The sequence below is a fragment of the Streptomyces sp. NPDC085481 genome (assembly GCF_044541845.1).
Taxonomy (GTDB): Bacteria; Actinomycetota; Actinomycetes; order Streptomycetales; family Streptomycetaceae; genus Streptomyces.
The window spans coordinates 383,429-407,609 of record NZ_JBITTJ010000001.1 but is presented as its reverse complement, the minus strand read 5'-3'; the positions used below and the strand labels follow the sequence as shown (position 1 = coordinate 407,609).

23 protein-coding genes and 1 riboswitch are annotated in these 24,181 nt (G+C 71.3%); of the genes, 16 read left to right on the top strand and 7 right to left on the bottom strand.

Features of this window, described 5'->3' with window-relative positions:
* Nucleotides 1-64: 64 nt before the first annotated feature.
* Nucleotides 65-1,321 carry an Ig-like domain-containing protein gene (locus ACIGEZ_RS01925; RefSeq protein ID WP_399824672.1) on the top strand — a complete coding sequence of 419 codons (1,257 nt, stop codon included), beginning with the start codon at nucleotides 65-67 and terminating at the stop codon, nucleotides 1,319-1,321.
* Nucleotides 1,322-1,348: 27 nt separating this feature from the next.
* On the opposite strand, the gene ACIGEZ_RS01920 is transcribed toward ACIGEZ_RS01925, so the two are convergent.
* Complete coding sequence (locus ACIGEZ_RS01920) at nucleotides 1,349-1,750, bottom strand: hypothetical protein (protein WP_399824670.1); 402 nt, start codon at nucleotides 1,748-1,750, stop codon at nucleotides 1,349-1,351.
* 187 nt (nucleotides 1,751-1,937) lie between these two features.
* Between ACIGEZ_RS01920 and ACIGEZ_RS01915 the strand changes: the two genes are divergently transcribed.
* From ACIGEZ_RS01915 to ACIGEZ_RS01890, 6 genes are all read left to right on the top strand, one after another.
* Nucleotides 1,938-2,558, top strand: a complete 621-nt coding sequence (locus ACIGEZ_RS01915) for a heme-copper oxidase subunit III (protein ID WP_399824668.1) — start codon at nucleotides 1,938-1,940, stop codon at nucleotides 2,556-2,558.
* Between the two features lie 74 nt (nucleotides 2,559-2,632).
* Nucleotides 2,633-3,442, top strand: a complete 810-nt coding sequence (locus tag ACIGEZ_RS01910; RefSeq protein WP_399824666.1) for a c-type cytochrome — start codon at nucleotides 2,633-2,635, stop codon at nucleotides 3,440-3,442.
* On the top strand, nucleotides 3,439-4,491 hold the full coding sequence (locus tag ACIGEZ_RS01905) for a Rieske 2Fe-2S domain-containing protein (protein ID WP_399824664.1): 1,053 nt from the start codon (nucleotides 3,439-3,441) through the stop codon (nucleotides 4,489-4,491). The genes ACIGEZ_RS01910 and ACIGEZ_RS01905 overlap by 4 nt, the downstream gene beginning before the upstream one ends.
* Nucleotides 4,488-6,113: a cytochrome bc complex cytochrome b subunit gene (locus ACIGEZ_RS01900; protein WP_399824663.1), complete on the top strand. Its 1,626-nt coding sequence runs from the start codon at nucleotides 4,488-4,490 to the stop codon at nucleotides 6,111-6,113. Before ACIGEZ_RS01905 ends, ACIGEZ_RS01900 begins: the two co-directional genes overlap by 4 nt.
* Before the next feature lie 133 nt (nucleotides 6,114-6,246).
* Complete coding sequence (trpD, locus tag ACIGEZ_RS01895; RefSeq protein ID WP_399824662.1) at nucleotides 6,247-7,311, top strand: anthranilate phosphoribosyltransferase; 1,065 nt, start codon at nucleotides 6,247-6,249, stop codon at nucleotides 7,309-7,311.
* A 77-nt stretch (nucleotides 7,312-7,388) separates the two neighbouring features.
* Nucleotides 7,389-7,505, top strand: a riboswitch (SAM riboswitch).
* A 185-nt stretch (nucleotides 7,506-7,690) separates the two neighbouring features.
* Entirely contained in the window at nucleotides 7,691-9,082 is a 1,392-nt protein-coding gene (locus ACIGEZ_RS01890) for an aminotransferase class V-fold PLP-dependent enzyme (RefSeq protein ID WP_399824660.1), read from the top strand.
* A gap of 68 nt (nucleotides 9,083-9,150) precedes the next feature.
* Here the strand turns inward: ACIGEZ_RS01890 and ACIGEZ_RS01885 are convergent, their stop codons facing one another.
* Nucleotides 9,151-9,432 carry an Lrp/AsnC family transcriptional regulator gene (locus ACIGEZ_RS01885; RefSeq protein ID WP_399824658.1) on the bottom strand — a complete coding sequence of 94 codons (282 nt, stop codon included), beginning with the start codon at nucleotides 9,430-9,432 and terminating at the stop codon, nucleotides 9,151-9,153.
* A complete protein-coding gene (locus tag ACIGEZ_RS01880) occupies nucleotides 9,429-10,163 on the bottom strand; it encodes a rhomboid family intramembrane serine protease (protein ID WP_399824656.1) in 735 nt (244 codons plus the stop codon). The genes ACIGEZ_RS01885 and ACIGEZ_RS01880 overlap by 4 nt, the downstream gene beginning before the upstream one ends.
* Nucleotides 10,164-10,314: 151 nt before the next feature.
* Here ACIGEZ_RS01880 and ACIGEZ_RS01875 point away from each other — a divergent pair, with 151 nt between their 5' ends.
* The 5 genes from ACIGEZ_RS01875 (at nucleotide 10,315) to ACIGEZ_RS01855 (ending at nucleotide 15,690) form a co-directional block, all read left to right on the top strand.
* Nucleotides 10,315-10,557, top strand: a complete 243-nt coding sequence (locus ACIGEZ_RS01875; RefSeq protein WP_260228851.1) for a hypothetical protein — start codon at nucleotides 10,315-10,317, stop codon at nucleotides 10,555-10,557.
* A gap of 47 nt (nucleotides 10,558-10,604) precedes the next feature.
* A complete protein-coding gene (locus tag ACIGEZ_RS01870; protein ID WP_399824654.1) occupies nucleotides 10,605-11,969 on the top strand; it encodes an NYN domain-containing protein in 1,365 nt (454 codons plus the stop codon).
* A gap of 255 nt (nucleotides 11,970-12,224) precedes the next feature.
* Complete coding sequence (locus ACIGEZ_RS01865) at nucleotides 12,225-13,253, top strand: NlpC/P60 family protein (protein WP_399824653.1); 1,029 nt, start codon at nucleotides 12,225-12,227, stop codon at nucleotides 13,251-13,253.
* Between the two features lie 183 nt (nucleotides 13,254-13,436).
* Nucleotides 13,437-14,450 carry an NlpC/P60 family protein gene (locus tag ACIGEZ_RS01860; protein ID WP_399824651.1) on the top strand — a complete coding sequence of 338 codons (1,014 nt, stop codon included), beginning with the start codon at nucleotides 13,437-13,439 and terminating at the stop codon, nucleotides 14,448-14,450.
* A 25-nt stretch (nucleotides 14,451-14,475) separates the two neighbouring features.
* Nucleotides 14,476-15,690 (top strand): hypothetical protein, encoded by a 1,215-nt coding sequence (locus ACIGEZ_RS01855; RefSeq protein WP_399824649.1) that lies wholly within the window; start codon nucleotides 14,476-14,478, stop codon nucleotides 15,688-15,690.
* Here ACIGEZ_RS01855 and ACIGEZ_RS01850 read toward each other — a convergent pair.
* Nucleotides 15,687-16,223 carry a PadR family transcriptional regulator gene (locus ACIGEZ_RS01850; RefSeq protein ID WP_399824648.1) on the bottom strand — a complete coding sequence of 179 codons (537 nt, stop codon included), beginning with the start codon at nucleotides 16,221-16,223 and terminating at the stop codon, nucleotides 15,687-15,689. The genes ACIGEZ_RS01855 and ACIGEZ_RS01850 overlap by 4 nt on opposite strands.
* A gap of 92 nt (nucleotides 16,224-16,315) precedes the next feature.
* Between ACIGEZ_RS01850 and ACIGEZ_RS01845 the strand changes: the two genes are divergently transcribed.
* The gene (locus tag ACIGEZ_RS01845; RefSeq protein WP_399824647.1) at nucleotides 16,316-17,665 is read left to right on the top strand and encodes an MATE family efflux transporter; all 1,350 of its coding nucleotides are present in this window, start codon (nucleotides 16,316-16,318) and stop codon (nucleotides 17,663-17,665) included.
* On the opposite strand, the gene ACIGEZ_RS01840 is transcribed toward ACIGEZ_RS01845, so the two are convergent.
* Nucleotides 17,623-18,897, bottom strand: a complete 1,275-nt coding sequence (locus ACIGEZ_RS01840) for a glycosyltransferase 87 family protein (protein WP_399824646.1) — start codon at nucleotides 18,895-18,897, stop codon at nucleotides 17,623-17,625. The genes ACIGEZ_RS01845 and ACIGEZ_RS01840 overlap by 43 nt on opposite strands.
* Before the next feature lie 88 nt (nucleotides 18,898-18,985).
* Here ACIGEZ_RS01840 and ACIGEZ_RS01835 point away from each other — a divergent pair, with 88 nt between their 5' ends.
* Nucleotides 18,986-20,128, top strand: coding sequence for a glycosyltransferase family 4 protein (locus tag ACIGEZ_RS01835; RefSeq protein WP_399824645.1), 1,143 nt, complete (start codon nucleotides 18,986-18,988; stop codon nucleotides 20,126-20,128).
* Between the two features lie 58 nt (nucleotides 20,129-20,186).
* Here ACIGEZ_RS01835 and ACIGEZ_RS01830 read toward each other — a convergent pair whose 3' ends face one another.
* Together ACIGEZ_RS01830 and ACIGEZ_RS01825 are read right to left on the bottom strand one after the other, a co-directional pair.
* Nucleotides 20,187-20,708, bottom strand: coding sequence for a hypothetical protein (locus ACIGEZ_RS01830; protein ID WP_399824644.1), 522 nt, complete (start codon nucleotides 20,706-20,708; stop codon nucleotides 20,187-20,189).
* 127 nt (nucleotides 20,709-20,835) lie between these two features.
* The gene (locus ACIGEZ_RS01825) at nucleotides 20,836-22,632 is read right to left on the bottom strand and encodes an AMP-dependent synthetase/ligase (protein ID WP_399824642.1); all 1,797 of its coding nucleotides are present in this window, start codon (nucleotides 22,630-22,632) and stop codon (nucleotides 20,836-20,838) included.
* A 267-nt stretch (nucleotides 22,633-22,899) separates the two neighbouring features.
* Here ACIGEZ_RS01825 and ACIGEZ_RS01820 point away from each other — a divergent pair, with 267 nt between their 5' ends.
* Both ACIGEZ_RS01820 and ACIGEZ_RS01815 read left to right on the top strand, forming a co-directional pair.
* Complete coding sequence (locus tag ACIGEZ_RS01820) at nucleotides 22,900-23,655, top strand: metallophosphoesterase (protein ID WP_399826170.1); 756 nt, start codon at nucleotides 22,900-22,902, stop codon at nucleotides 23,653-23,655.
* 69 nt (nucleotides 23,656-23,724) lie between these two features.
* The gene (locus ACIGEZ_RS01815; RefSeq protein ID WP_399824641.1) at nucleotides 23,725-24,168 is read left to right on the top strand and encodes an SRPBCC family protein; all 444 of its coding nucleotides are present in this window, start codon (nucleotides 23,725-23,727) and stop codon (nucleotides 24,166-24,168) included.
* Nucleotides 24,169-24,181: the final 13 nt, after the last annotated feature.

The window sequence follows — 24,181 nt, the reverse complement described above, 5'->3', positions numbered from 1 at the left end:
GACCGGGCCCCTCTTTTGCCACGCTCGGCGCGCTGCTCGCGAGGATGGTTCTTAACGTGAAGTCATGAACGACACGCCGCGCATTCGGACTTTTCTGAGCTGCACTCTTCTGGCCCTCACCGTCACCGCAGGCGCCACCGCGTGTGCGGGCTCCGGGGGCCATCCGCTGTCGGCGAGGCCCTACGACGCGGCGGACGAGGTCGCCTTCAACGCCCCCGCCGAGGGGAAGAAGGCCGACCCGGAGAAGCCGCTGGAGATCACGGCCAAGGGCGAGGACGGGCGCATCACCGACGTCACCGCCCTCGACGAGTCCGGGCACCACCTGGCCGGCGAGCTCACCGCGGACGGCCGCAAGTGGCGCTCCACGGCCGCGCTCGCGGCCGGAGCGCGCTACACCGTCCGGGTGGCCACCGAGGACGAGGACGGCGCCCCTGGGGCCCGTACGTTCACGTTCGAGACGGCGCCCGCCAAACGGGCCCTGACCGTCGCGTTCGGCCCGGAGGCGGGCACGTACGGCGTCGGGCAGCCGATCACCGCCGACCTCAGCCTCCCGGTGAAGGACAAGGCGGCCCGCGGGGTCGTCGAACGGGCCCTCAAGGTCCGCTCGGTCCCGGCCGTGGAGGGCTCCTGGTACTGGGTGGACGACAAGAAGCTGCACTTCCGTCCGAAGGAGTACTGGCCCGCGGGCACGACCGTCTCGGTGACCGGCAACCTGGCCGGCCTCAGAGTGGGCGACAAGCTCTACGGCGGCGCGTCCAAGCCGCTCAAGCTCACGATCGGCGACCGCATCGAGGCCGTCGCGGACGCCGGCTCCCACTACATGACGGTCAAGCGCAACGGAGAAGTGATCAACACCATTCCGGTGACCACCGGGAAACCGGGCTTCTCCACCCGGAACGGGATCAAAGTGGTCCTGGGCAAGGAGTACTACGTCCGGATGCGGGGCACCAGCATCGGCATCTCGGAGGACAGCTCCGACTCGTACGACCTGCCCGTCTACTACGCCACCCGGGTCACCTGGAGCGGTGAGTACGTGCACGCCGCCCCCTGGTCCGTCGGCTCCCAGGGCGTCGCCAACGTCAGTCACGGCTGCGTCGGCATGTCGACCGGGAACGCGGCCTGGTTCTACGAGACCGTCCGCCCCGGCGACATCGTCCAGACCGTCAACAGCTACGGCGAGATGATGGACACCTTCGGCAACGGCTTCGGCGACTGGAACCTGGCCTGGGACAAGTGGCGCAAGGGCAGCGCCCTGGTGACGGACACCTCCGACCCGTCCGCCACCGAGGACGCCAAGGCCCGCCTCAGGCCCAGCATCTAAGGGGTGCCCGTGGGGGCGCCGCTTCGGCTACGCGTCGATCGAGAGCCGCGAGCGCAGCAGGGCCGCCAGGGACGCCGCGAACTCCACCGGTTCCACCGGAAGGGTGACCGCGGCGTCCGCACGGCTCCAGGTGGCCAGCCAGGCGTCCTGCGGGCGGCCGATCAGGAGCAGCACCGGCGGGCACCGGAAGACCTCGTCCTTGATCTGGCGGCACACGCCCATGCCGCCGGCCGGCACCGCCTCGCCGTCGAGCACGCAGACGTCGATGCCGCCCTCGTCCAGCGCCTTCAGCACCGCGGGCAGCGTCGCGCACTCGACGAACTCGACCGGGGGAACATCGGCCGCGGGCCTGCGGCCGGCCGCGAGGCGGACCTGCGCGCGGGTGTTCGCGTCGTCGCTGTAGACCAGGACCGTGGCGCTCGACTGCATCGTTCCTCCGTGAAGGTGGTCGGTCGTTGCGCGGATGCTACTCCGGTCCACACCCCGTCAACACCCGTTCAACACCTGTTCGAAGGGTGCCGGATGCCGTCTCGGATGGGCCGTTCGGGCAGGACACGCGCCCCGGACACTCCGAACGGCACCCCCCGGAGTGAGGGCGGGATAAGCGACCGACATAATGTCGGTCGTGGCGACAGTAACGACAGTAGATACCGGGCACGCGCACCCGTCGGTCAATCGACCGAACCTCACCAGCGTCGGAACCATCATCTGGCTGAGCTCCGAGCTGATGTTCTTCGCGGCCCTCTTCGCGATGTACTTCACCCTGCGATCCGTGATGGGCGCGGAGTTCTGGTCGGAAAAGGCCTCGGCCTTGAACTTCCCGTTCTCGGCGACCAACACCACGATCCTGGTCCTCTCCTCACTCACCTGCCAGCTCGGCGTCTTCGCCGCGGAGCGGGGCGACGTGAAGAAGCTCCGGTCGTGGTTCATCCTCACGTTCGTGATGGGCGCGATCTTCATCGGCGGCCAGGTCTTCGAGTACACCGAGCTGGTCAAGAAGGACGGCCTCTCGCTGTCCTCGGACCCGTACGGCACGGTGTTCTACCTGACCACCGGCTTCCACGGCCTGCACGTGACGGGCGGTCTCATCGCCTTCCTGCTGGTCCTGGGCCGGACGTACGCCGCCAAGAGGTTCACTCACGAGCAGGCAACCGCCGCCATCGTCGTGTCCTACTACTGGCACTTCGTCGATGTCGTCTGGATCGGCCTCTTCGCCACGATCTACATGATCAAGTAATCGGTTCCGCCGACACGGCGGACCGACACATCCAGCAAGCATCGACGCAGAAGATCCTGACACCGGGGTAATCCGTGAAAAAGCTCTCCGCACGACGACGCCATCCGCTGGCGGCGGTCGTCGTCCTACTTCTCGCGCTGGCGGCAACTGGGGGGCTGTACGCCGCCTTCGCGCCCGCGGGCACGGCGAAGGCCGATGAAACCGCCCAGTCCCTGGCCATCGAGGAGGGCAAGAAGCTCTACTCCGTCGGCTGTGCCAGCTGCCACGGAACCGGCGGTCAGGGCACCTCTGACGGCCCGTCCCTGGTCGGCGTGGGCTCGGCGGCCGTGGACTTCCAGGTCGGCACCGGCCGTATGCCGGCCCAGCAGCCCGGCGCCCAGGTCCCGAAGAAGAAGGTCATCTACACGCAGGCTGAGATCGATCAGCTCGCGGCGTACGTCGCCTCCCTCGGGGCCGGCCCTGTCGTGCCGAAGGAAGGCCAGTACAGCCCGGCCGGCGCAGACATCGCCAAGGGTGGCGAGCTGTTCCGCTCCAACTGCGCCCAGTGCCACAACTTCACCGGTGAGGGTGGCGCGCTGACCTACGGCAAGTACGCCCCGAACCTCGAAGGCGTGAGCCCGAAGCACCTCTACGAGGCCATGCAGACGGGTCCGCAGAACATGCCCTCCTTCCCCGACACGACCATGCCGGAGAAGCAGAAGAAGGACATCATCGCCTACGTCCAGGCCGTCAACAGCGACAAGGCCGACAACCCGGGTGGTCTCAAGCTGGGTGGGCTCGGCCCCGTCAGCGAGGGTCTGTTCGCGTGGGTCTTCGGTCTGGGCGCGCTGATTGCAGTTGCCATCTGGGTCGCGGCCCACACCGCTAAGGCCAAGAAGTCATGAGTACCCAAGAGAATTCAGAAGAGAACCTGCCTTCCGCGCAGGACACCGCGCACGGCGCGGTGAAGGTCGCCGACGACCCGTTCGCCGACCCGGGCCTCCCGCCCCACAAGCCGCGCATCCAGGACATCGACGAGCGGGCCGCCCGGCGGTCCGAGCGTGCGGTCGCCTTCATGTTCACGCTGTCGATGCTGGCCACGATCGGCTTCATCGCCTCGTACGTGATCTTCCCGGTCGACAAGATCGTGTACATCTGGCCCTTCGGCCGGGTGTCCGCGCTCAACTTCGCCCTGGGTCTGACCCTCGGTGCGGCCCTGTTCTTCATCGGCGCGGGCGCGGTCCACTGGGCCCGTACCCTCATGTCCGATGTCGAGGTCGCCGACGAGCGTCACCCGATGGCGGCGACGCCGGAGGTCAAGGCCAAGGTCATGGCGGACTTCGCGGCCGGTGCCGCCGAGTCCGGCTTCGGCCGCCGCAAGCTCATCCGCAACACGATGTTCGGTGCGCTGTCGCTGGTCCCGCTCTCCGGCCTCGTGCTGCTGCGTGACATGGGCCCGCTGCCCGAGGAGAAGCTCCGCTCCACCCTGTGGGCGAAGGGCAAGCAGCTCGTCAACATGAACACGAACGAGCCGCTGCGCCCCGAGGACGTCGCGGTCGGTTCGCTGACCTTCGCGATGCCCGAGGGCCTCTCGGAGCACGACCACCACTTCCAGGTCCAGATCGCCAAGGCCGCCCTGATGATCGTCCGGATCCAGCCGGAGGACATCAAGGACAAGCGCGAGCTCGAGTGGTCGCACGAGGGCATCGTCGCCTTCTCGAAGATCTGCACCCACGTCGGCTGCCCGATCTCCCTGTACGAGCAGCAGACGCACCACGTGCTCTGCCCGTGCCACCAGTCCACCTTCGACCTCTCCGACGGCGCCCGCGTCATCTTCGGCCCGGCCGGCCACGCCCTGCCGCAGCTGCGGATCGGCGTGAACGACAAGGGCTTCCTTGAGGCGCTCGGCGACTTCGACGAGCCCGTCGGTCCTGCCTTCTGGGAGCGCGGATGAGCAATGTGAGCAATACGCAGAAGAAGGCGCCCGCCGGTGAGCGGATCGCCGACTGGGCCGACGGTCGCCTGGGGATCTACACGCTGGCCAAGGCCAACATGCGGAAGATCTTCCCGGACCACTGGTCCTTCATGCTGGGCGAGGTCTGCCTCTACAGCTTCCTCATCATCATCCTGACGGGCGTCTATCTGACGATGTTCTTCCACCCGTCGATGAACGAGGTGGAGTACGTCGGACCGTACGTCCCGCTCCAGGGACAGCTGATGTCCGAGGCGTTCAACTCGACCATGCACATCTCCTTCGAGGTGCGCGGTGGTCTGCTCATCCGGCAGATCCACCACTGGGCGGCGCTGATCTTCCTCGCCGGCATGTTCGTGCACATGATGCGCGTGTTCTTCACCGGCGCGTTCCGCAAGCCGCGTGAGATCAACTGGCTGTTCGGCTTCCTGCTGTTCTTCCTGGGCATGTTCACCGGCTTCACCGGTTACTCGCTCCCGGACGACCTGCTCTCCGGCACCGGTGTCCGCTTCATGCAGGGCGCGATCCTGTCCGTGCCGATCATCGGTACGTACCTGTCGATGTTCCTGTTCGGCGGCGAGTTCCCCGGCGGCGACTTCGTGGCCCGGTTCTACTCGGCGCACGTGCTGCTGCTCCCGGGCATCATGCTCGGCCTGGTGGTCGCCCACCTGATCCTGGTGTTCGTGCACAAGCACACGCACTTCGAGGGTCCCGGCCGCACCAACAAGAACGTCGTCGGCATGCCGCTGCTGCCGGTGTACATGGCCAAGGCCGGAGGCTTCTTCTTCCTGGTCTTCGGTGTCATCGCGGTCATCTCGGCGATCGCCTCGATCAACCCGATCTGGGCCATCGGCCCGTACCGCCCGGACCAGGTGTCCACCGGCGCCCAGCCCGACTGGTACATGGGCTTCGCCGAGGGTCTGATCCGTGTCATGCCGGGCTGGGAGATCAACCTGTGGGGCCACACGCTGGTCCTCGGCGTGATGATCCCGCTGGCGATCTTCCCTGCGGTGCTCGCCGCGATCGCGGTCTACCCGTTCATCGAGTCCTGGATCACGGGCGACAAGCGCGAGCACCACATCGCGCAGCGCCCGCGCAACGCTCCGACGCGCACCGCCTTCGGTGTCGCCTGGATCACCGCGTACATGGTCATGCTCGTCGGTGGTGGAAACGACCTCTGGGCCACCCACTTCCACCTGTCGCTGAACTCGATCACCTGGTTCGTCCGGATCTTCTTCTTCGTCGGACCGGTCATCGCGTTCGTCGTCACCAAGCGGATCTGCCTCGGCCTCCAGCGCCGGGACAAGGACAAGGTGCTGCACGGTCGCGAGTCCGGCATCATCAAGCGCCTGCCGCACGGTGAGTTCGTCGAGGTCCACCAGCCGCTCAGCCAGGGCGAGCGGCACCGGCTCACGGCGCACGAGCAGTACGAGCCGGCCGAGCTGCCGCCGGCCGTCGACGAGAACGGTGTGGAGCGCAAGATCGGGCGTATGGAGAAGCTCCGGGTCAAGCTCAACAAGAGCTACTACGGCGCCGACAACCAGATCGCCAAGCCCACCGTCGAGGAGTACGAGGAGATCACGAGCGGCCACGGCCACCACTGATCCACCCGAGCTCCTGACCCAGGTCGCCACGGCGAGAGCCCCGTCCATTCGCTGGACGGGGCTCTTTGCCGTCCCCGGGGGTCGATAGGGTGGGAGCACCCGGATATTCCTTACGTACACACCAGGAGCGACCATGAGCGCTGTGAACCCCGCTGGAGGCGACACCGCGGCGGGCCGCTCCTGGCCCGTTCTGCTGAACGGACTGCTCGACGGCCGGGACCTCTCCGCCGACGACACCGCCTGGGCGATGGACCTGATCATGAGCGGCGAGGCCACCGACGCACAGATCGCCGGGTTCATGGTGGCGCTGCGGGCCAAGGGCGAGACGGTGGAGGAGATCACCGGCCTCGTCCGGACCATGTACGCGCACGCCAACGTGATCGAGGTGCCGGGGCCGTCCGTCGACATCGTCGGCACGGGCGGCGACGGCGCCAAGACGGTGAACATCTCCACCATGGCGTCGATCGTGGTCGCCGGAACGGGCACGAAGGTCGTCAAGCACGGCAACCGCGCCGCGTCCTCCGCCTCCGGCTCCTCCGACGTCCTGGAGAAGCTCGGCATCAACCTCAACCTGACCCCGCAGCGGGTCGCCGAGGTCGCCGAGGAGGCCGGCATCACCATCTGCTTCGCGGTGAGGTTCCACCCGTCGCTGCGGCACGTCGCCGCGGCCCGCGGCCAGCTGGGGATCCGGACCACCTTCAACGTCCTCGGCCCGCTGACCAATCCCGCCAAGGTGCGGGCCCAGGCCGTCGGGGTCGCCGACCCGCGCATGGCGCCGATCGTGGCCGGGGTGCTCGCCGAGCGCGGCAACTCCGCGCTCGTCTTCCGCGGCGACGACGGCCTGGACGAGCTGACGACCACCTCGACCTCCCGGGTGTGGGTGGTCCGCGGCGGCACGGTCACCGAGGAGCGCTTCGACCCCCGGGACGTCGGCATCGACCTCGTCCCCCTGGAGGCGCTGCGGGGCGCCGACGCCTCGTACAACGCCGACGTGGCCCGGCGGCTGCTCGCCGGCGAGACCGGCCCGGTACGGGACGCGGTCCTGCTCAACGCGGCGGCGGCGCTGACCGCCCTTGAGCCGGGCGAGGGCACCCTGGTGGAGCAGCTGCGCGCGGGCATCGCGAAGGCGGCCGAGTCGATCGACTCGGGGGCGGCGCGGCAGACGCTGGAGCGCTGGATCGCGGCCAGCAACAGGTAGGGGCGCCGCGCGCACCCCGTTCCGGAATCCGGGACGGGGTTGCGCGGCGGCGATCACGTGGCATACGTTCTGTGCCAGGTCATGAGTGACAGCTGTCAAGCCCCGGCTGGCTGTCCGGCAACCCTCCGTCCGTGGCGGGGTGCCCCGGGTGAAGACCAGGCCGTAGGCAGCGAGGTCTACGGCAAGCGCGGACCCCTGCACACCCTGGGGTCCTGGTCCTCAAGGGAGCAGTCTCGTGAGCAAGCGAATGCGCTAGGGCTTCGAAGCCCCTTCTTCGTCGCACCCCCTTTTCCTTCTTCGTGTGCCTCCGCACCGACGCGCAGCCCGCGCCCGGTCGCGTCGAGGCGCCGAATTCGCCTGCCTTGTACGGGAGTTCGCCATGTCCGTCGCCACCGTTGCCGCCGACCAGTCCGTTTGTGCCCCGCTGCCCGTTCTGGGCCGGGATGTCACCGTCCCGCTCGTGACCGGCGGCGAGGTCACCTACGCGGCGCTCGACTACGCCGCCAGCGCCCCGGCCCTCCAGCGCGTGTGGGACGACGTCGCCGCGTACGCCCCGTACTACGGCAGCGTCCACCGTGGCGCCGGCTACCTCTCCCAGCTCTCCACCGACCTGTTCGAGAACAGCCGCGCCACCGTCGCCGAGTTCCTCGACTGCCGCCCCGACGACCAGGTGGTCTTCACCCGCTCCACCACCGACTCGCTCAACCTGCTCGCCGCGGTCGTCCCGGCCGACTGCCAGGTCTTCGTCTTCGAGACCGAGCACCACGCCTCCCTCCTGCCCTGGAAGGACGCCCGGGTCACCTACCTCGACGCGCCGCGCACCCCGCGGCAGGCCGTCGAGACCCTGGAGCGCGCGCTCGCCGACCGCGTACCCCACGGCCCGGCGCTCGTCTGCGTGACCGGCGCGTCCAACGTCACCGGCGAGCTGTGGCCGGTCAGGGAACTGGCCGCCGCCGCCCATGCCCACGGTGCCCGGATCGTCCTCGACGCCGCCCAGCTGGCGCCTCACCACCCCGTCTCCGTGAAGGAGTCGGACGTCGACTGGGTCGCCTTCTCCGGGCACAAGCTGTACGCCCCGTTCGGTTCCGGAGTCCTCGCCGGCCGCGCCGACTGGCTGCGGGACGCCGAGCCCTACCTCGCGGGCGGCGGCGCCTCCCGCACGGTGGCCCGCCGGGCCGACGGCGGTGTGGACGTGGAGTGGCACACCACCGCCGCCCGGCACGAGGCCGGCTCGCCCAACGTCATCGGCGTCTACTCCATCGCCTCCGCCTGCAAGGCCCTCACCGAGGCCGGCTTCGCGCAGCTCGTCGCCCGCGAGCAGCACCTGATCGACACCGTCCGCGAGGGCCTGGCCGAGGTGCCCGAGGTGCGGGTGCTCTCGCTCTTCGGCGACGACGCGCCCCGGGTCGGTGTCCTCTCCTTCGTGGTGGAGGGCTGGAACAGCTCCCACTTCGCCGCCGCGCTCTCCGCCGAGTACGGCATCGGCGTCCGCGACGGCCTGTTCTGCGCCCACCCGCTGGTGCGCACCCTGCTCGGCAGCGACCCGCAGGACCCGGGCGAGTGCGGCGCGCCGGACGCCACCCCCGGTGAGCCCGCCGGGACTTCGTCCGGGGGCGCCCCCACCCTCAACGCCATCCGCGTGAGCTTCGGCGCGGGCACGCCCGACGAGCACGTGGAGCGGTTCGTCGGCGCGGTGAAGGAGCTGGTGCGCGACGGCGCCCAGTGGAAGTACCGCACCGAGGGAGGCCGTTGCGTCCCGGACCGCGGCTGAGCACTCCCTCGTACGAGTGAAGGGGGCCTCCCCGGCGGGAGGCCCCCTTCAGCGATGTCCGGGCCGGCTCAGGACTCCAGGCCGATGGCGAAGGCGGCGTCCAGGTCGTGCTGGGAGTAGGCACGGAAGGCGACATGGGTGTCGGTGCCCTCGACGCCGGGGATCTTGCTGATCTTCCCGGGGATGACGTCGGCCAGGTCGTCGTGGCGCGCCACCCGGACCATGGCGATCAGGTCGTAGGTCCCGGTCACCGAGAACACCTCGGAGACGGAGTCGATCGCGGCGATCGCCTCGGCGATCTCGGGGATGCGGTCCACGCTGGTCTTGATGAGCACGATCGCGGTGATCACGGCTGGCTTTCTCCCTCGGTGGCCGCTGCTGGTGGCTTCACTCTAGCTCCACCTCTGTACCGGCCCCACGCGAAGAGGAAGCCGATCGCGAAGCCCACCACATGGGCCAGATACGCCACCCCCGGCCCCGCCCCCGCCGAGCCCGCCGCCAGCCACTGGAGCACGAACCAGAAGATCAGCACGATCCAGGCCGGGAAGCGCAGCGGCAGGAAGAAGAGGAAGGGGAAGAGGCTGGTGACCCGGGAGCGCGGGAAGAGATAGAGGAAGGCCCCGAGCACCCCCGAGATCGCCCCCGACGCCCCGACCAGCGTCTGCGCGCTGTCCGCGTGCGCCGCCGCGTAGCCGAGCAGGGCCAGCGCGCCGCAGCCCAGGTAGAACAGGGCGAACGCGCCGGCCCCCATCCGTTCCTCGGCCATCGCCCCGAAGACGTACAGGAACAGCATGTTCCCGAGCAGGTGCAGCCAGCTGCCGTGGACGAAGAGCGCGGTCAGCGGGGTGAGCAGGGCGCGCGCATGGCCGCTGGTCAGGTCGGCCGGGATCACGCCCCAGCGCTGGAAGTACGCGTTCTGCGCCGCGAGCAGGGTGTCGCCGGTGCCGTACACCGGGTTGAGTCCGGAGACCGGGCTCGTCGCGAAGAGCAGCACGCAGAGGGCGATGAGGCCGTACGTCACGGTCGGCCCGCTCCGGGCGCCCCGCCATGCGCCGAGGGCCGCGCCCCGCCAGTCGATCATGGACAGATCATGGCGTACCGGGGCCCACCTGGACAGAGTGCCTCGCCGTGACATGGGGTACCAGGGAGGCCGTAGGGTTACGGGCAGTACTCCCGCAGTTCGACGGCGCACCGCGGGCCCGTAAAGCCTCGTACGGAAAGAGGACGGCACGATGACGACGGTTCCCCTGCCGACCGCCGAGACCCGCTGGCGCTGCACCCTCTGCGGCAATCTGACCCGCTTCGATGTCACGCGCTCGTCCAAGGTCGTCGAGTACGTCCATCTGGACCTCGCCGGAGAGCCGAAGGTCGAGGAGCGCGAGGTGGTCAGTGAGACCATCGAGTCGGTCCGCTGCCGCTGGTGCAACGCGGTGGACCAGATCGAACTGGTGGACAGGCCGGGCACCGCTTCCTGAGAAGCGGCCCGGAAGGGCGACGACGACAGGTAGTGGGGTGACGGATCGTGGAGCAGCCCGCGCACGGTGATGAGCCGGCGGGCTCGGCAGACGACGCTGCCGAGGCGCTCGACCGACCGCTGCCCGAGCCCGTACGGCGCAAGGTGGTCGCGCTGGTCGCGGACGCCTTCGGCGGGCTGACCCTCGCCGAGCTGCCCGCCCCACTGCGCCAGTACGCCCGCTTCACGGCCTCCCGGCGGGCCAAGTTCGCCGGCAACGCCATGGCGGCCGCCCTGGAGACCGATCCGCTCTTCCGGCAGCGGATCGGCGAGCGGTTCAAGGAGGCCCAGCCCGAGCTGGCCGGGTCCGTGGAGTCCGGTGCCCCGCCCGCCGCCGCCGACCCGGTCGACGTCGCCGCGGCCGCCTACGTGCTGCGCCCCACGGGCTGGGGCAAGCTCGTGGCCGCCGCCGGCGAGGAGGCCGAGCGGGCCGGCGCGGAACGGGCCGACGAGGCGAGCCGCCGCGAGCTGGAGCGGTTGCGCGAGGAGGTCGCGGGCGCGAAGGAGCGCACCAGGGCCGAGACCGAGCAGCTGCGCCACGAACTGGAGGCGGCCCGCAAGGAAGCCGAATCGCTTCACCGCAAGCTGCGCAGCGCCCAGAGCGACGTGAAGCGCGGCGAGGCGGCGCTGCGGCGCGCCCAGGCCGAGTTCGACACCGCCCGCACCGAGGCCGCCGCCCAGGTCTCGGCCGCCGAGAGCGAGACCCGGCGGCTCAAGGCCCGGCTCGGCGAGGTGGAGGCGGCCCTGGAGGCGAGCCGCCGGGCCGCCCGCGAGGGCCGTTCGGTGGAGGACATGAGGCTGCGGCTGCTCCTGGACACGGTGCTCGACGCCGCCCAGGGGCTGCGGCGCGAACTGGCCCTGCCCCCGGTCTCGATGCACCCCGCGGACACCGTGGACGCGGTGGAGCCGGGCCGGATGTCGCCGAAGGACATCGCGGCGCGCGCCCTGTCCGAGACCGACCCGGCGCTCCTCGACCAGCTGCTCGAACTGCCCCAGGCGCATCTGGTGGTGGACGGCTACAACGTCACCAAGACCGGCTATCCGACGATGCCGCTGGAGAAGCAGCGGCTGCGGCTGCTCGGCGGGCTCTCCGCGCTCGCGGCCCGTTCCGGGGCCGAGGTCACCTGTGTCTTCGACGGGGCCGAGCTCGCGGCGCCGGTGCTGCTCGCGCCGCCGCGCGGGGTACGGGTGCTGTTCTCCAAGCCCGGTGTCACGGCGGACGAACTGATCCGCCAGCTGGTGCGGGCCGAGCCGCCGGGCCGTCCGGTGGTGGTGGTCTCCACCGACCGCGAAGTGGCCGACGGGGTCGCCAAGTCCGGTGCCAGGCCCGTGGCGTCCGCCTTGTTGCTGAAGCGGCTTTCGCGTCTCTCGTGATGTCTCGTAACTCCTGGGCTTAATGCCCGTTTTCTGATCCGCTCAGGGTCAAGTTCCCCTCACTACCTGTGCGGTGTTGGGAAATAAGTTGTCGAGTGAGCGAGATTTTGCCCGTTGGGATTTGAACTGATCACAAGATGGTCACTAGGGTCGGGGCTCGAACCTGCGCGCGGTTGATCATCCATCGGGGATGGCAGCGTTGGTCCCGCCTGCCGCAGTTCGGCCGGGCGGCTGAGGAAGAAGGAGATCGCCTTCGTGGCGTCCCACCGTCGTCCCAAGCAGCCGAGCCGCACGCGTGTGACCGTGCTCACCGCGACCGCCGCAGCGGCCGTCGCGCTCTCCGCCCAGGCAGGTGCCCAGGCGGCCCCCAAGCCGAAGATCGACGAGGTCAAGTCGAAGGTCGACAAGCTGCACCACGAGGCCGAAGAGGCCACGGAGCAGTACAACCTCGCCGAAGAGCGCCGCGGGAAGCTGCAGAAGGAGATCGGCGCCCTCCAGGACAAGGTCGCCCGCGGCCAGCAGGAGCTCAACACCCTGCGCGGGCAGATCGGTTCGGTCGCCACCGCGCAGTACCGCTCCGGTGGCATCGACCCGGCGCTCCAGCTCTTCCTCTCCTCCGACCCGGACACCTACCTCGACAAGGCGTCCGCGATCGACCAGCTCGGCGCCAAGCAGGCCGACGTGCTCCAGTCGATCCAGGCCAAGCAGCGCACCCTCGCCCAGCAGCGCGCCGAGGCGACGACGAAGCTGGCCGACCTCGAGGACGTCCGCAAGACGCTCGGCGAGAAGAAGAAGAAGTTCCAGGGCAAGCTCGCCGAGGCGCAGAGGCTGCTCAACACCCTGACCGCCGCCGAGCGCGCCAAGATGCAGCAGGACGAGCAGCGCGCCAGCCGCGCCGCCGGCGACCGCGTCGACCTCGGCAACGAGGTGCCCGCCTCGCAGCGCGGCGCCGCCGCCCTCAGCGCGGCCGCCACCCAGCTGGGCAAGCCGTACGTCTCCGGCGCCGAGGGCCCCAACTCCTACGACTGCTCGGGTCTGACGCAGTGGGCCTACCGCCAGGCCGGCGTCACGCTCTCCCGCACCACCTACACCCAGCAGAACGACGGCGTGAAGATCGGCCGCAGCCAGCTCAAGCCGGGCGACCTGGTCTTCTTCAACGGCCTCTCGCACGTCGGCCTGTACGCGGGCAACAACACCATCCTGCACGCCCCGAAGCCGGGCGCGGTGGTGCGCTACGAGTCGATGAGCTACATGGGCACCTTCCAGTTCGGCGTCCGCATCTGACGCGACGGCGCCTGCCCTCCGATCGGGTGGTTTGTCGGATCCTGGACTGACGTGACGCCCCGCCGGTGACCTGTGGTCTCCGGCGGGGCGTCACTTTGTGTGCCCGGCGGCTTCGTTGGACACGGAGTGATCACCGGCTACTGTCTGCCGCGCCAGTCCGTCGAAGCGAACGGAGCGCGATTCGTGGCGTCCCACCGACGACCCGCCAGGGTCACCGTCCTCACCGCAGCCGCGGCCACCGCGGCCTCGGCCCTCGGCGCCGTCCCCGCGCACGCCGACCCGGGCGGCGCCACGACCGAGACCACCCGGGCCACTGTCGACCGGCTCTTCGAGGAGGCCGAGAAGGCCACCGAGGGCTTCAACCGGGCCGACGAGAAGGCCGACCAGCTGCGCAGGACGGTCTCCCAGGCGCAGGACAGCCTCGCCCGCGGCCAGGAGCGGATCAACCGGATGCGCGGCGCACTCGGTTCGGTGGCCGGCGCCATGTACCGCTCGGGCGGCATCGACCCGGCCCTCGCCCTGCTGCTCTCCTCCGACCCGGACAGCTACCTCGACCGCGCCTCCGTGCTCGACCGGGTCACCGCCCGTCAGAGTGCCGCGCTCGGCGAACTCCGCCACGAGCTGCGCAGGTTGTCCCAGGAGCGGTCGGAGGCGAGCCTCGCGCTGGCCGAACTCGAGCGCAGCAGGTCGGAGGTGGCCCGGCACAAGCGCACCGTCGAGCGGAAGCTCGCCGAGGCCCGCCGGGTGCTCGCCTCGCTGTCCGCCGAGGAGCGGGCCGGATACGAGCGGGCCTCGCGCTCCGGCCGCGACGCCCTCGACGAGGAACTCCCGCCGCTCGCCGACCTCGGCCCCTCGCGGGCCGCCGCCGCGGTGATCGCCGCCCGCAGCGCCATCGGCAAGCCCTACGTGTGGGGCGCCACCGGCCCCTCCGCCTTCGACTGCTCGGGCCTGATGGTCTGGTCGTACCGCCAGGCCGGCATCGCGCTGCCCCGCACCTCCCAGGCGCAGCGGCAGTCGGGCCGCCGGGTGCCGCTCTCGCAGGCGCAGCCCGGGGACCTCGTGACGTACCGCAGCGACGCCAGCCATGTGGCGATCTACGCCGGGAACGGGCAGGTCATCCACGCCCCCTACCCGGGCGCCCGGGTGCGCTACGACCCGGTGAACATGATGTCCCACGTGACCGTGACCCGGGTCTGAGGGCTTCCCCCGTACGATCGGGGGCGTGGCAGGTCAGGGCGGTCGAGCGGCGCGCGGCGCGGTCGTGTGCCTGCTGGCCGCCGTACTCGCCCTCGCCGGGTGCGCGGCCCGGGAGCCGGCCGGTCCGGATTCCGGGGAGATCCAGCGCCTGCTCGACCGGCACTCGCGGGCGCTCCTCGAACGGGACGAGGCCGGCTATCTCGCCGGACTCGACCCCGCCCTCGCACCGGCCGCGCGCACCGAGTTCGGCAGGCTCGCGAAGATCCCGCTCGGGGGCTGGGGCTACCGGGTCACCGACGTCGACCCGGCCGGTGAGGGGCGGGCCACCGCCAGGGCCGAGCTCGGCTACCGGATCAAGGGCTACGACTCGGGACCCGCCACCACCGAACGGATCCTGGACCTCGCCGAGCGGGACGGCCGCTGGTACGTCACGGGCGACCGCCCCGCCGAGGGCGCCCCGCAGCAGCTGTGGCAGCAGGGCGAGGTGCAGAGCGTCACGGGCCTGCGCAGCCTGGTCCTCGGGGTCGGCCAGAGCCCGGAGCGGCTGCGGGAGATCGCCGACGCGGCGGACCGGGCGGTGCCCGCGGTCGGGGAGGCCTGGCGCGGGAGGTGGGCCGGCCGGGTCGTGGTCCTGGTTCCCGCGTCGGTGGAGGCCATGGGCGGCCTCCTCGGCGCACCGGCCTCCTCCTACCGGGGCATAGCGGCCGTCACCACCGGAGAGATCGGCGGCGGGCCCACGGCGCCGGCGGACCGGGTGATCGTCAACCCGGAGGCGTACGCGGTGCTCGGCGACTTCGGCCGGCGGCTCGTCCTCACCCACGAGACCACCCACGTCGCCACCCGGACCCAGACCACCCGCGCCACCCCGGTCTGGCTCTCCGAGGGCTTCGCCGACTGGGTCGCCTACCGCGGTACCGGCCGCACCGCCGCCCAGGCCGCCCCCGAACTGGCCCGCGCCGTCCGGGCGGGCGACCTGCCCGCCGCGCTGCCGGCCGACGAGGCCTTCACCTTCGGCGGCGAGGCGGACGCGATGGCCCGCGCCTACGAGGGCGGCTGGCTGGCCTGCGCCCTGATCGCCGACCGCTGGGGCGAGAGGAGGCTGACCGAGTTCTACGCGGCCGTCGGCGCCCACCCGCAGCGCGAGGGCGCCGTCGAGAAGGCCCTGAAGGACGTCCTGGGCACGACGCCCGAGGACTTCACCGCCCGCTGGCGGACGTACCTGGGCGAACGGCTCGGCTAGCCGCCGGCCTTGCGGTCGAGTTCCGCCAGGGTCTCCGCGAGCCAGGCCTTCTCCTCGGTGCCCGTCGCCCGGGCGATCCGGAGCATGCCGCGGCGGAACGGATCGGGCTCCTGCTCCGCGCGGACCGGCGCGCCCTCCGCGTAGAAGAAGCTGGCCGGGGCGGTGAGGAAGTCCTGGCGGCGGCGCAGGACGGCGGCCTGTTCCGCCGGGTCGGTGAGGTGACCCAGGAAGGCGAGCAGGGTGAAGAAGCGCTGGCCGTCGGTGATCTCGACGTCCTTGGGGGAGCGCAGGCGGGCGAACAGCTCCGCCCTGCCCTCCTCGGTGAGCGAGAGGGTGCGACGCGGGGCGGCGCTCGCGCCCGGCTCCGTACGGCTGTCGACCAGGCCGTTCTTCACCAGGCGGGTGATCGCCGGGTACAGCGCGCCGTCGCTGACCGGGCGGACGTGGCCGCTCAGGCCCTGGATGCGCTCCTTGAGCTCGTAGCCGTGCAGCGGCCGCTCGTGGAGGAAGCCGAGGATCGTCAGCTCCAGCACCGGTCTGCTCCTTCGCGCTTGTCGGGGACGCGCCGTCCATGCTACCTCTTTTCGAGGTGCCTCGAATCGAGGTATCTCGCAAAGGGGGATCCATGAACGCCACCGCACACCGCCGCACGCTCGTCCGGCTCGCCGGACCCGTCTACCTCGAACTGCTCGCCTCGGTGGCCGCCGGCATCATCAACATGGTCTGGGTCGCCCGGCTCGGCGGGGAGGCCGTCGCCGCCGTCGCGGTCGCCACCAACGTCGAGAACCTGCTCCTCGGCGTCGTCCTCATGGCCGCCTCCGGCACCACCGTCCTCGTCGCCCGGGCCAGAGGCGCCGGCGACCCCGGCGCCCTGCGCTCCGCCGTCCGCGGCGGCGTCGCCCTCGGCGCCCTGCTCGTGCCGCCCGTCGCGATCGGCGGCTACCTGCTGCGCGACCCGCTCGCCGCGCTCCTGCTCGGCGGCTCGGGGCACCCCGCCCACACCCTCGCGACCGCCTACTTCGCGATCTCACTCCCCGGCACGGCGGTCTTCTTCGCCACCACCGTCCTCGACGGCGTCCTCAAGGGCGCCGGCGACACCCGCACGCCCATGCGGCTCGCCTTCCTCGCCAACGGACTGATCCTCGCCCTCGACCCCCTGCTCGTGCACGCCCACGGAGTGGAGGGCGCCGCCGTGTCCACCGTCGCCGGACGCACCGCCGCCCTCGCCCTCGGCCTGCTCGCCCTGCGCCGCAGCACCCTCCTGAAGACCGCCCGCGCGGCCCGCCCGGCCCTCGGCACGGCGGCCGCCCTGCGCCGCACCGCCGCGACCGGTCTGCCGATGTCCGTCGACTTCGTCGCCCGGATGGCAGGCGCGCTCGCCCTCGTCTCCGTCGTCGCCCGGCTCGGCGTCACCGAGATCGCCGCCTACGGCATCGCCACCAAGGCCATGTACGTCGCCACCATGGCCTTCTACGCCCTACGGCAGGCCGCGGCCATCCACACCGCCCATCTCCTCGGCGCCGGGAGCGACCGGCGCAGGGCCGTCGGCCGGGAGGCGCTCGTGCTCGGCGGGCTGCTCGGCGCCGGCGCGGGCGTGCTGCTGCTCCTCGCCGCGGGGCCCGTGATGCGCGGCTTCGGCGCGGACCCCGCCGTCGCCGGCGCCGGGGCGCTGTTCCTGCGCTGCCTGGGGCCGTATCTGCTGCTGATGGCCGGGTTCATCGCCCTGGCCGGGGTCTTCGAGGGCAGCGGCGGCTCCTCACGGCTCGCCCGGATCACCGTCGCCGGCGTCCTGGTCCAGCTGCCCCTCGCGTACGTCCTCTCAGCGGCCCTCGGTCTCGCCGGCGTCCCAGTGGCCATGGCGCTGGCGATGGCGGCCCAGTGCGCCGCGCTGGGCCTGCTGCACCGCCGTACACCGCCCGGCGCGGGCCCCGCTCAGGAGGAGAGCGACACCGGGGTCCGCTCGCGGTCGGCCTGAGCGGGAATCCGCACCCGCGTCGTCGCCGTCAGGCGCGGCTCCGTCACCGTCTGGTGCCACAGGATCCGGCAGGCGCAGACCGTGGCCGCGACGAGCATGCCGTTCCGTACGAGGAGCAGCGCGATGCCCAGGGGGTCGCTGTCGCCGACGTGCGAGAACCAGACCGGGAACTCGAACTGCGTCACCGCCGTCGCCCACAGCACCAGATACGCGGGCCGCTGCATCCGGCTCGCCCGGTACACCAGGCACACCGCGGCCAGGCCCACCAGCCAGATCATGTACTGCGGGCTGATCACCCGGCTCGTCGTGGTGAACAGCAGCACCGCCACGAACGCGGCGTCCGCCGTCGTGGTCGTCGAGAAGGAGCGGGCCCGCAGCCGCCACACGAGCAGCCAGCCGAAGGCGGCGATGGTCAGCAGCATCGCCGCGTTGGACACCAGCGAGACCCCGGGGCCGAGGAACTCGATGGAGCCGTAGTTCATCCGCGCCTCACCCTCCCAGCCGAAGTGGACGGCCACGTGGAAGACGAGCGCACCCAGCGACTCGACCTCGGTGCCCCGGTCCCGCTGGAAGGAGAGGAAGGCGAGCGCACCGGGCGCCGCGAGCACGCACAGGGCGAGCACACCGGCCGCCGTGCCCACCGCCGCCGGCCACGAGCGCAGGGTGGCCCGGCCCCTCGCGGTGCCCGCCAGCAGCAGCACCGGCCAGACCTTCAGCATCGCCCCGAACCCGGCGAGCGCCCCGAGCACCGCGGGCCGCCGCACCGCCGCGAGGAGGCCCGCCACCGCCACGGCCGTCACCATCAGGTCGTAACGGGCGTACGCCGTCGGCCCGAGCAGCGCCACACCCGCTATCCACAGCCACGCCCCCCGCAGCGAGCGGCCCTTGCGCCGGCCCGCGTACACCAGGAGACCGAAGACGACCGCGTCGCACAGCAGGGCGAGCACGAAGAACGCGGCGGAGTAGCCGAGGAAGGGCAGCAGGCCGGGGGAGAGGATCGCGAGTGCCGCCGCCGGCGGGTACTGCCAGGTGACGTCGTCCAGCGGGTACGTGCCGGTCTTCAGGACCTCGTACCAGCCCTGGTAGATCTCCTCGATGTCGCTGGTCACATCGGGACCGGGTATGACCACGATCTTGAAGACGCACAGCAGCAGCAGGATGCGCGTGAGCGCCCATATGCCCATCGGAAGCCGCAGACCGTCGCGCGGGAACCTGCCCTCTGCGCCCGTCATACCTGTCCTCGTCCTGTCATCTCGGTCCGCCGGGGGCGGAGGGTGGTGGTGCCGGGCTGAAGGCGCGACCACGGTACTGTCGGCCACGATGCACAAGACCCTGATCGTAACGAACGACTTCCCGCCTCGCCCCGGCGGAATCCAGGCCTTCCTGCACAACATGGCGCTGCGCCTGGATCCCGAGCGGATCGTGGTCTACGCCTCCACGTGGAAGCGCAGCCGTGAGGGGATCGAGGCGACCGCCGCGTTCGACGCCGAACAGCCTTTCACGGTCGTCCGCGACCGCACCACCATGCTGCTGCCCACACCCCGGGTCACCGCCCGGGCCACCGCGCTGCTGCGCGAGCACGGCTGCGAGTCGGTGTGGTTCGGGGCGGCCGCCCCGCTCGGCCTGATGGCCCCGGCGCTGCGGCGCGCGGGGGCCCGGCGTCTGGTCGCCACCACGCACGGCCACGAGGCCGGCTGGGCGCAGCTGCCCGCCTCCCGGCAGCTGCTGCGGCGGATCGGCGAGGGCACGGACACGATCACCTACCTCGGCGAGTACACCCGCTCCCGGATCGCCGCGGCCCTCACGCCGGCCGCCGCCGGGCGGATGGTGCAGCTCCCGCCGGGCGTCGACGAGAAGACCTTCCACCCCGACTCGGGCGGCGCCGAGGTGCGCGAGCGGCTCGGGCTCAGCGACCGTCCGGTGGTCGTGTGCGTCTCGCGGCTCGTGCCGCGCAAGGGCCAGGACACCCTGATCCTCGCCATGCCGGAGATCCTGCGGCGGGTGCCCGACGCGGTCCTGCTGATCGTGGGCGGCGGCCCGTACGAGCAGGACCTGCGCAGGCTCGCGGCCCGTACCGGCGTGGCCGCGTCCGTACGCTTCACCGGCGCCGTGCCGTGGTCGGAGCTGCCCGCGCACTACGGGGCGGGCGACGTCTTCGCGATGCCGTGCCGCACCCGGCGCGGCGGCCTCGACGTCGAGGGCCTGGGCATCGTCTACCTGGAGGCCTCCGCCACCGGGCTTCCGGTCGTCGCCGGCGACTCGGGCGGCGCCCCGGACGCCGTCCTCGACGGCGAGACCGGCTGGGTGGTCCGCGGCGGCGTCCCCGAGGAGTCCGCCGACCGCATCGCGACGCTCCTGCTCGACCCCGAGCTGCGCGCCCGCATGGGCGAGCGCGGCCGGAGCTGGGTCGAGGAGCGCTGGCGCTGGGACCTGCTGGCGCAGAGGCTCAGGGAGCTGCTCTGATCAGGGCTCGGGGCGTGCCCGGAGGGGCCGGCGGACCGTCGGCCCCCGGCCCCCTCACTCAGCCCGGCAGGTAGTCCGTCAGCGCGCAGCCGTCGACGAGGAGCTTCTCGTTGCGGTAGCCGTCGGGCACCTTGAAGTCCTTCTCGCAGGTGAACAGCAGCATCTCGGACTTGAGCAGCGCCTTCGCGGTCTGCTCGTCGCCCGGGACGAGCGCGAAGTTCTGTCCGAGGAGCACCCGGACGCCCTTGCCCCTGGCCGCGGCGTCCTTGTTCGCCTCCTGGAACTTCTCCATGTCGGAGACGGACAGCAGCGTGACGGTGTCCTTGCTGTCGTCGCCGCACACCCCCCGCTGGGAGATCGCCCAGGCCGGGTCCTTCGCCTCCGCGCTCATGGCGCCGCCGCCGGAGCCCGTGCGCAGGTCGCTGCACATCGTGTGCTCGCCCACGAGCTTCTCTATCGCCGCCATGTCGCCGGCCGCGGGCAGACCGGCGTCCTCTCCCCAGGCGCTGCTGCACCCGGTGAGGGTGACCAGCGCGGTGAGGGCCGTGCCCAGGACGGCGGCGGTGCGCTTGAGCCGCATGACTCCCTGCTTCCCTTTCGTAGCGGTGTGGTGGTTCGTGCCGGAATGATCCGGTCCGGTCCTGACGCGCGCGAACGCCCCCGGCCGGCCCGCGACACGGGCCCACCAGGGGCGTTCCGAGCGGCCGTCAGCCCCGGTAGATCGCCTCGATCTCGTCGGCGAACTCCTTCGCCACCACGTTCCGCTTCAGCTTCAGCGACGGGGTGATGTGCCCCGCCTCCTCGGTGAACTGCGCGGACAGGATACGGAACTTCCGCACCGACTCCGCCTTCGAGACCGCCGCGTTACCATCGTCGACCGCGCGCTGGACCTCGGCGATCAGCTCCGGGTCGTCCCGCAGCGCCGCCGCCGTGGAGCCGGCCGGCTTGCCGTGCTCGGCCGCCCAACGGCCCAGGAACTCCTCGTCGATGGTGACGAGCGCGCCCACGAACGGCCGCCCGTCGCCGACCACCATGCACTCGGCGACCAGCGCGTGCGCCCGGATCCGGTCCTCGATGACCGCCGGGGCGACGTTCTTGCCGCCCGCCGTCACGAGGATCTCCTTCTTGCGGCCGGTGATCGCGAGGTAGCCGTCCTCGTCGAGGGTGCCGATGTCACCGGTGTGGAACCAGCCGTCCGCCAGCGCCTCGGCCGTCGCGGCCTCGTTGTTCCAGTAGCCGGAGAAGATGTGCTCGCCGTGCAGCAGCACCTCGCCGTCGTCGGCGATCCGCACCACCGAACCCGGCAGCGGCTGCCCGACCGTGCCGATCTTCTGCCGGTCCCACGGGTTGAACGCGGTCGCCGCGCAGGACTCCGTCAGGCCGTAGCCCTCCAGGACCGTGAAGCCGATGCCGCGGAAGAAGTGGCCGAGCCGTTCGCCCAGCGGGGCGCCGCCGGAGATCGCGTACTCGCCGCGCCCGCCGAGCACCGCGCGCAGCTTGGAGAAGACCAGCTTGTCGAAGACCTTGTGCTTCAGCTTCAGGCCGAACGACGGGCCCTGCGGGGTGCTGAGCGCCCGGCTGTAGGCGATGGCGGTGTGCGCGGCCTTGTCGAAGATCTTGCCCTTGCCGTCGGCCTGCGCCTTGGCCCGGGCCGAGTTGTAGACCTTCTCGAAGACCCGCGGCACACCGAGGATCAGCGTCGGCCGGAAGGAGGCCAGCTCGTCGGTGAGGTTCTTGATGTCGGGCAGACAGCCCAGCTTGATCGGCGCCATCACGGAGGCCACCTCGACCAGGCGGCCGAAGACGTGCGCGGCCGGCAGGAAGAGCAGCACCGAGCACTCGCCCGTACGGAACAGCGGCTTCAGCCGCTCGACCACGTTGCCGCACTCGGCGAAGAACGCGCGGTGGGTCAGCACACAGCCCTTGGGGCGGCCCGTGGTGCCGGAGGTGTAGACGATCGTCGCCGGGTCGTCCGCGTGCGCGATCGACATCCGGCGGTCGAGCTCCTCGTCGGAGACGTCCTCGCCGGTCGCCGTCAGCCGCCGGATCGCGTCGTCGTCGATCTGCCAGACGCCCTTGAGGGCCGGCAGGCCGCCCTGCACCGACGTGACGGCGTCCTGGTGCGCCTGGGTCTCGACGAGGGCGAGCGAGGCGCCCGAGTCGCCGAGGATCCACTGGATCTGCTCCGGCGAGCTGGTCTCGTACACCGGCACGGTGACCGCGCCGGCGCTCCAGATCGCGAAGTCCAGCAGGACCCACTCGTAGCGGGTGCGGGACAGCAGGGCGACCCGGTCGCCCGGCTCGACGCCGGCGGCGATCAGGCCCTTGGCCGCGCCGCGCACCTCGGCCAGGAACTGCTTGGCGGTGACGTCCGCCCAGCCGCCGGCGACCTTTCGTCCCATGACGGCGACATCTGGGTGCTGTGCGGCGTTGCGGCGGATGAGATCCGTCAGGTTGCCGTCCGTGGGGACCTCGTACAGGGCCGGAAGGCTGAACTCGCGCAAGACTGCTGCTCCTCATCGGGCGCCGGCGCCACGGCTCTGTGTGATGCACCGGTGAAGTCCAAGATCGGGCAGGTGCTCAGTGGGGGTGAGCACGACTGGACTGCCCGGACGTTACCCATCAGTACGCGGTTCCCGATAGGGGGTCCTGGTCAGATGTTCCGTGCGTCACACATCTATGGCGTTGCTTGCCGCACAGTAGTCCACCGCTTTCCCGACTCCCAAGTAACCGCAGGTCGAACCACCTAGGCTGACCTCATGAGGATCAACGTGGTCAGCGACGTGCACGGAAACGCGGGCGCCCTCGCCGAGGCGGGAGAGGGCGCCGACGCCCTGATATGCCTCGGCGACCTGGTGCTCTTCCTCGACTACGCCGACCACAGCCGCGGCATCTTCCCCGACCTCTTCGGCGTCGAGAACGCCGACCTCATCGTCGAGCTGCGCACCGCCCGCCGCTTCGACGAGGCACGCGACCTCGGCCGCCGGCTCTGGGCCGAGCTCGGCGTCGACCGCGCCGGCGCCATCGAGTCCGCCGTCCGCCGCCAGTACGCCGAGATGTTCGCCGCCCTGCCCACCCCCACGTACGCCACCTACGGCAATGTCGACATCCCCACACTCTGGCCCGAGTACGCCGGCCCCGGCACCACCGTCCTCGACGGCGAGCGGATCGAGCTAGACGGCCTGGTCTTCGGCTTCGTCGGCGGCGGCCTGCACAGCCCCATGCGCACTCCGTACGAGATCTCCGAGGAGGAGTACGCGGCCAAGGTCGAGGCCCTCGGCGAGGTCGACGTCCTGTGCTCCCACATCCCGCCGGACGTCCCCGAGCTCACCTACGACACCGTCGCCCGCCGCTTCGAACGCGGCAGCCGCGCCCTGCTCGACGCCATCCGCCGGGTCCGCCCCCGCTACGCCCTCTTTGGCCACGTCCACCAGCCGCTCGCCCGCCGGATGCGCGTCGGCCGCACCGAATGCGTCAACGTCGGCCACTTCGCCGCGACAGGGCGGCCGTGGACGCTGGAGTGGTGACGGGCATCCGATGACGGCGCGATAGCCTGCACGCAGACACGACTCGCGTCCATACGAGGAGCCACCGCGATGGCGGAACACACCAGCTCGAGCATCACCATCGAGGCGGCCCCGGCCGAGGTCATGGGCGTCATCGCCGACTTCACGCGCTACCCCGAGTGGACGGGCGAGGTGAAGGAGGCCGAGGTCCTGGAGACGGACGCGGCCGGCCGCGCGGAGAAGGTCCGCCTGCTTCTCGACGCGGGCGCGATCAAGGACGACCACACCCTCGCCTACACCTGGACCGGCGACAACGAGGTCAGCTGGACCCTCGTCAAGTCCCAGATGCTCCGCGCCCTCGACGGCTCCTACCGCCTCACCCCGGCGGCCGGCGGCGCGCGCACCGAGGTCACCTACCAGCTGACCGTCGACGTCAAGATCCCCATGCTCGGCATGATCAAGCGCAAGGCCGAGAAGGTCATCATCGACCGCGCCCTCGCCGGCCTCAAGAAGCGCGTCGAGACCGAGAAGTAGGCGGTACGGGGGC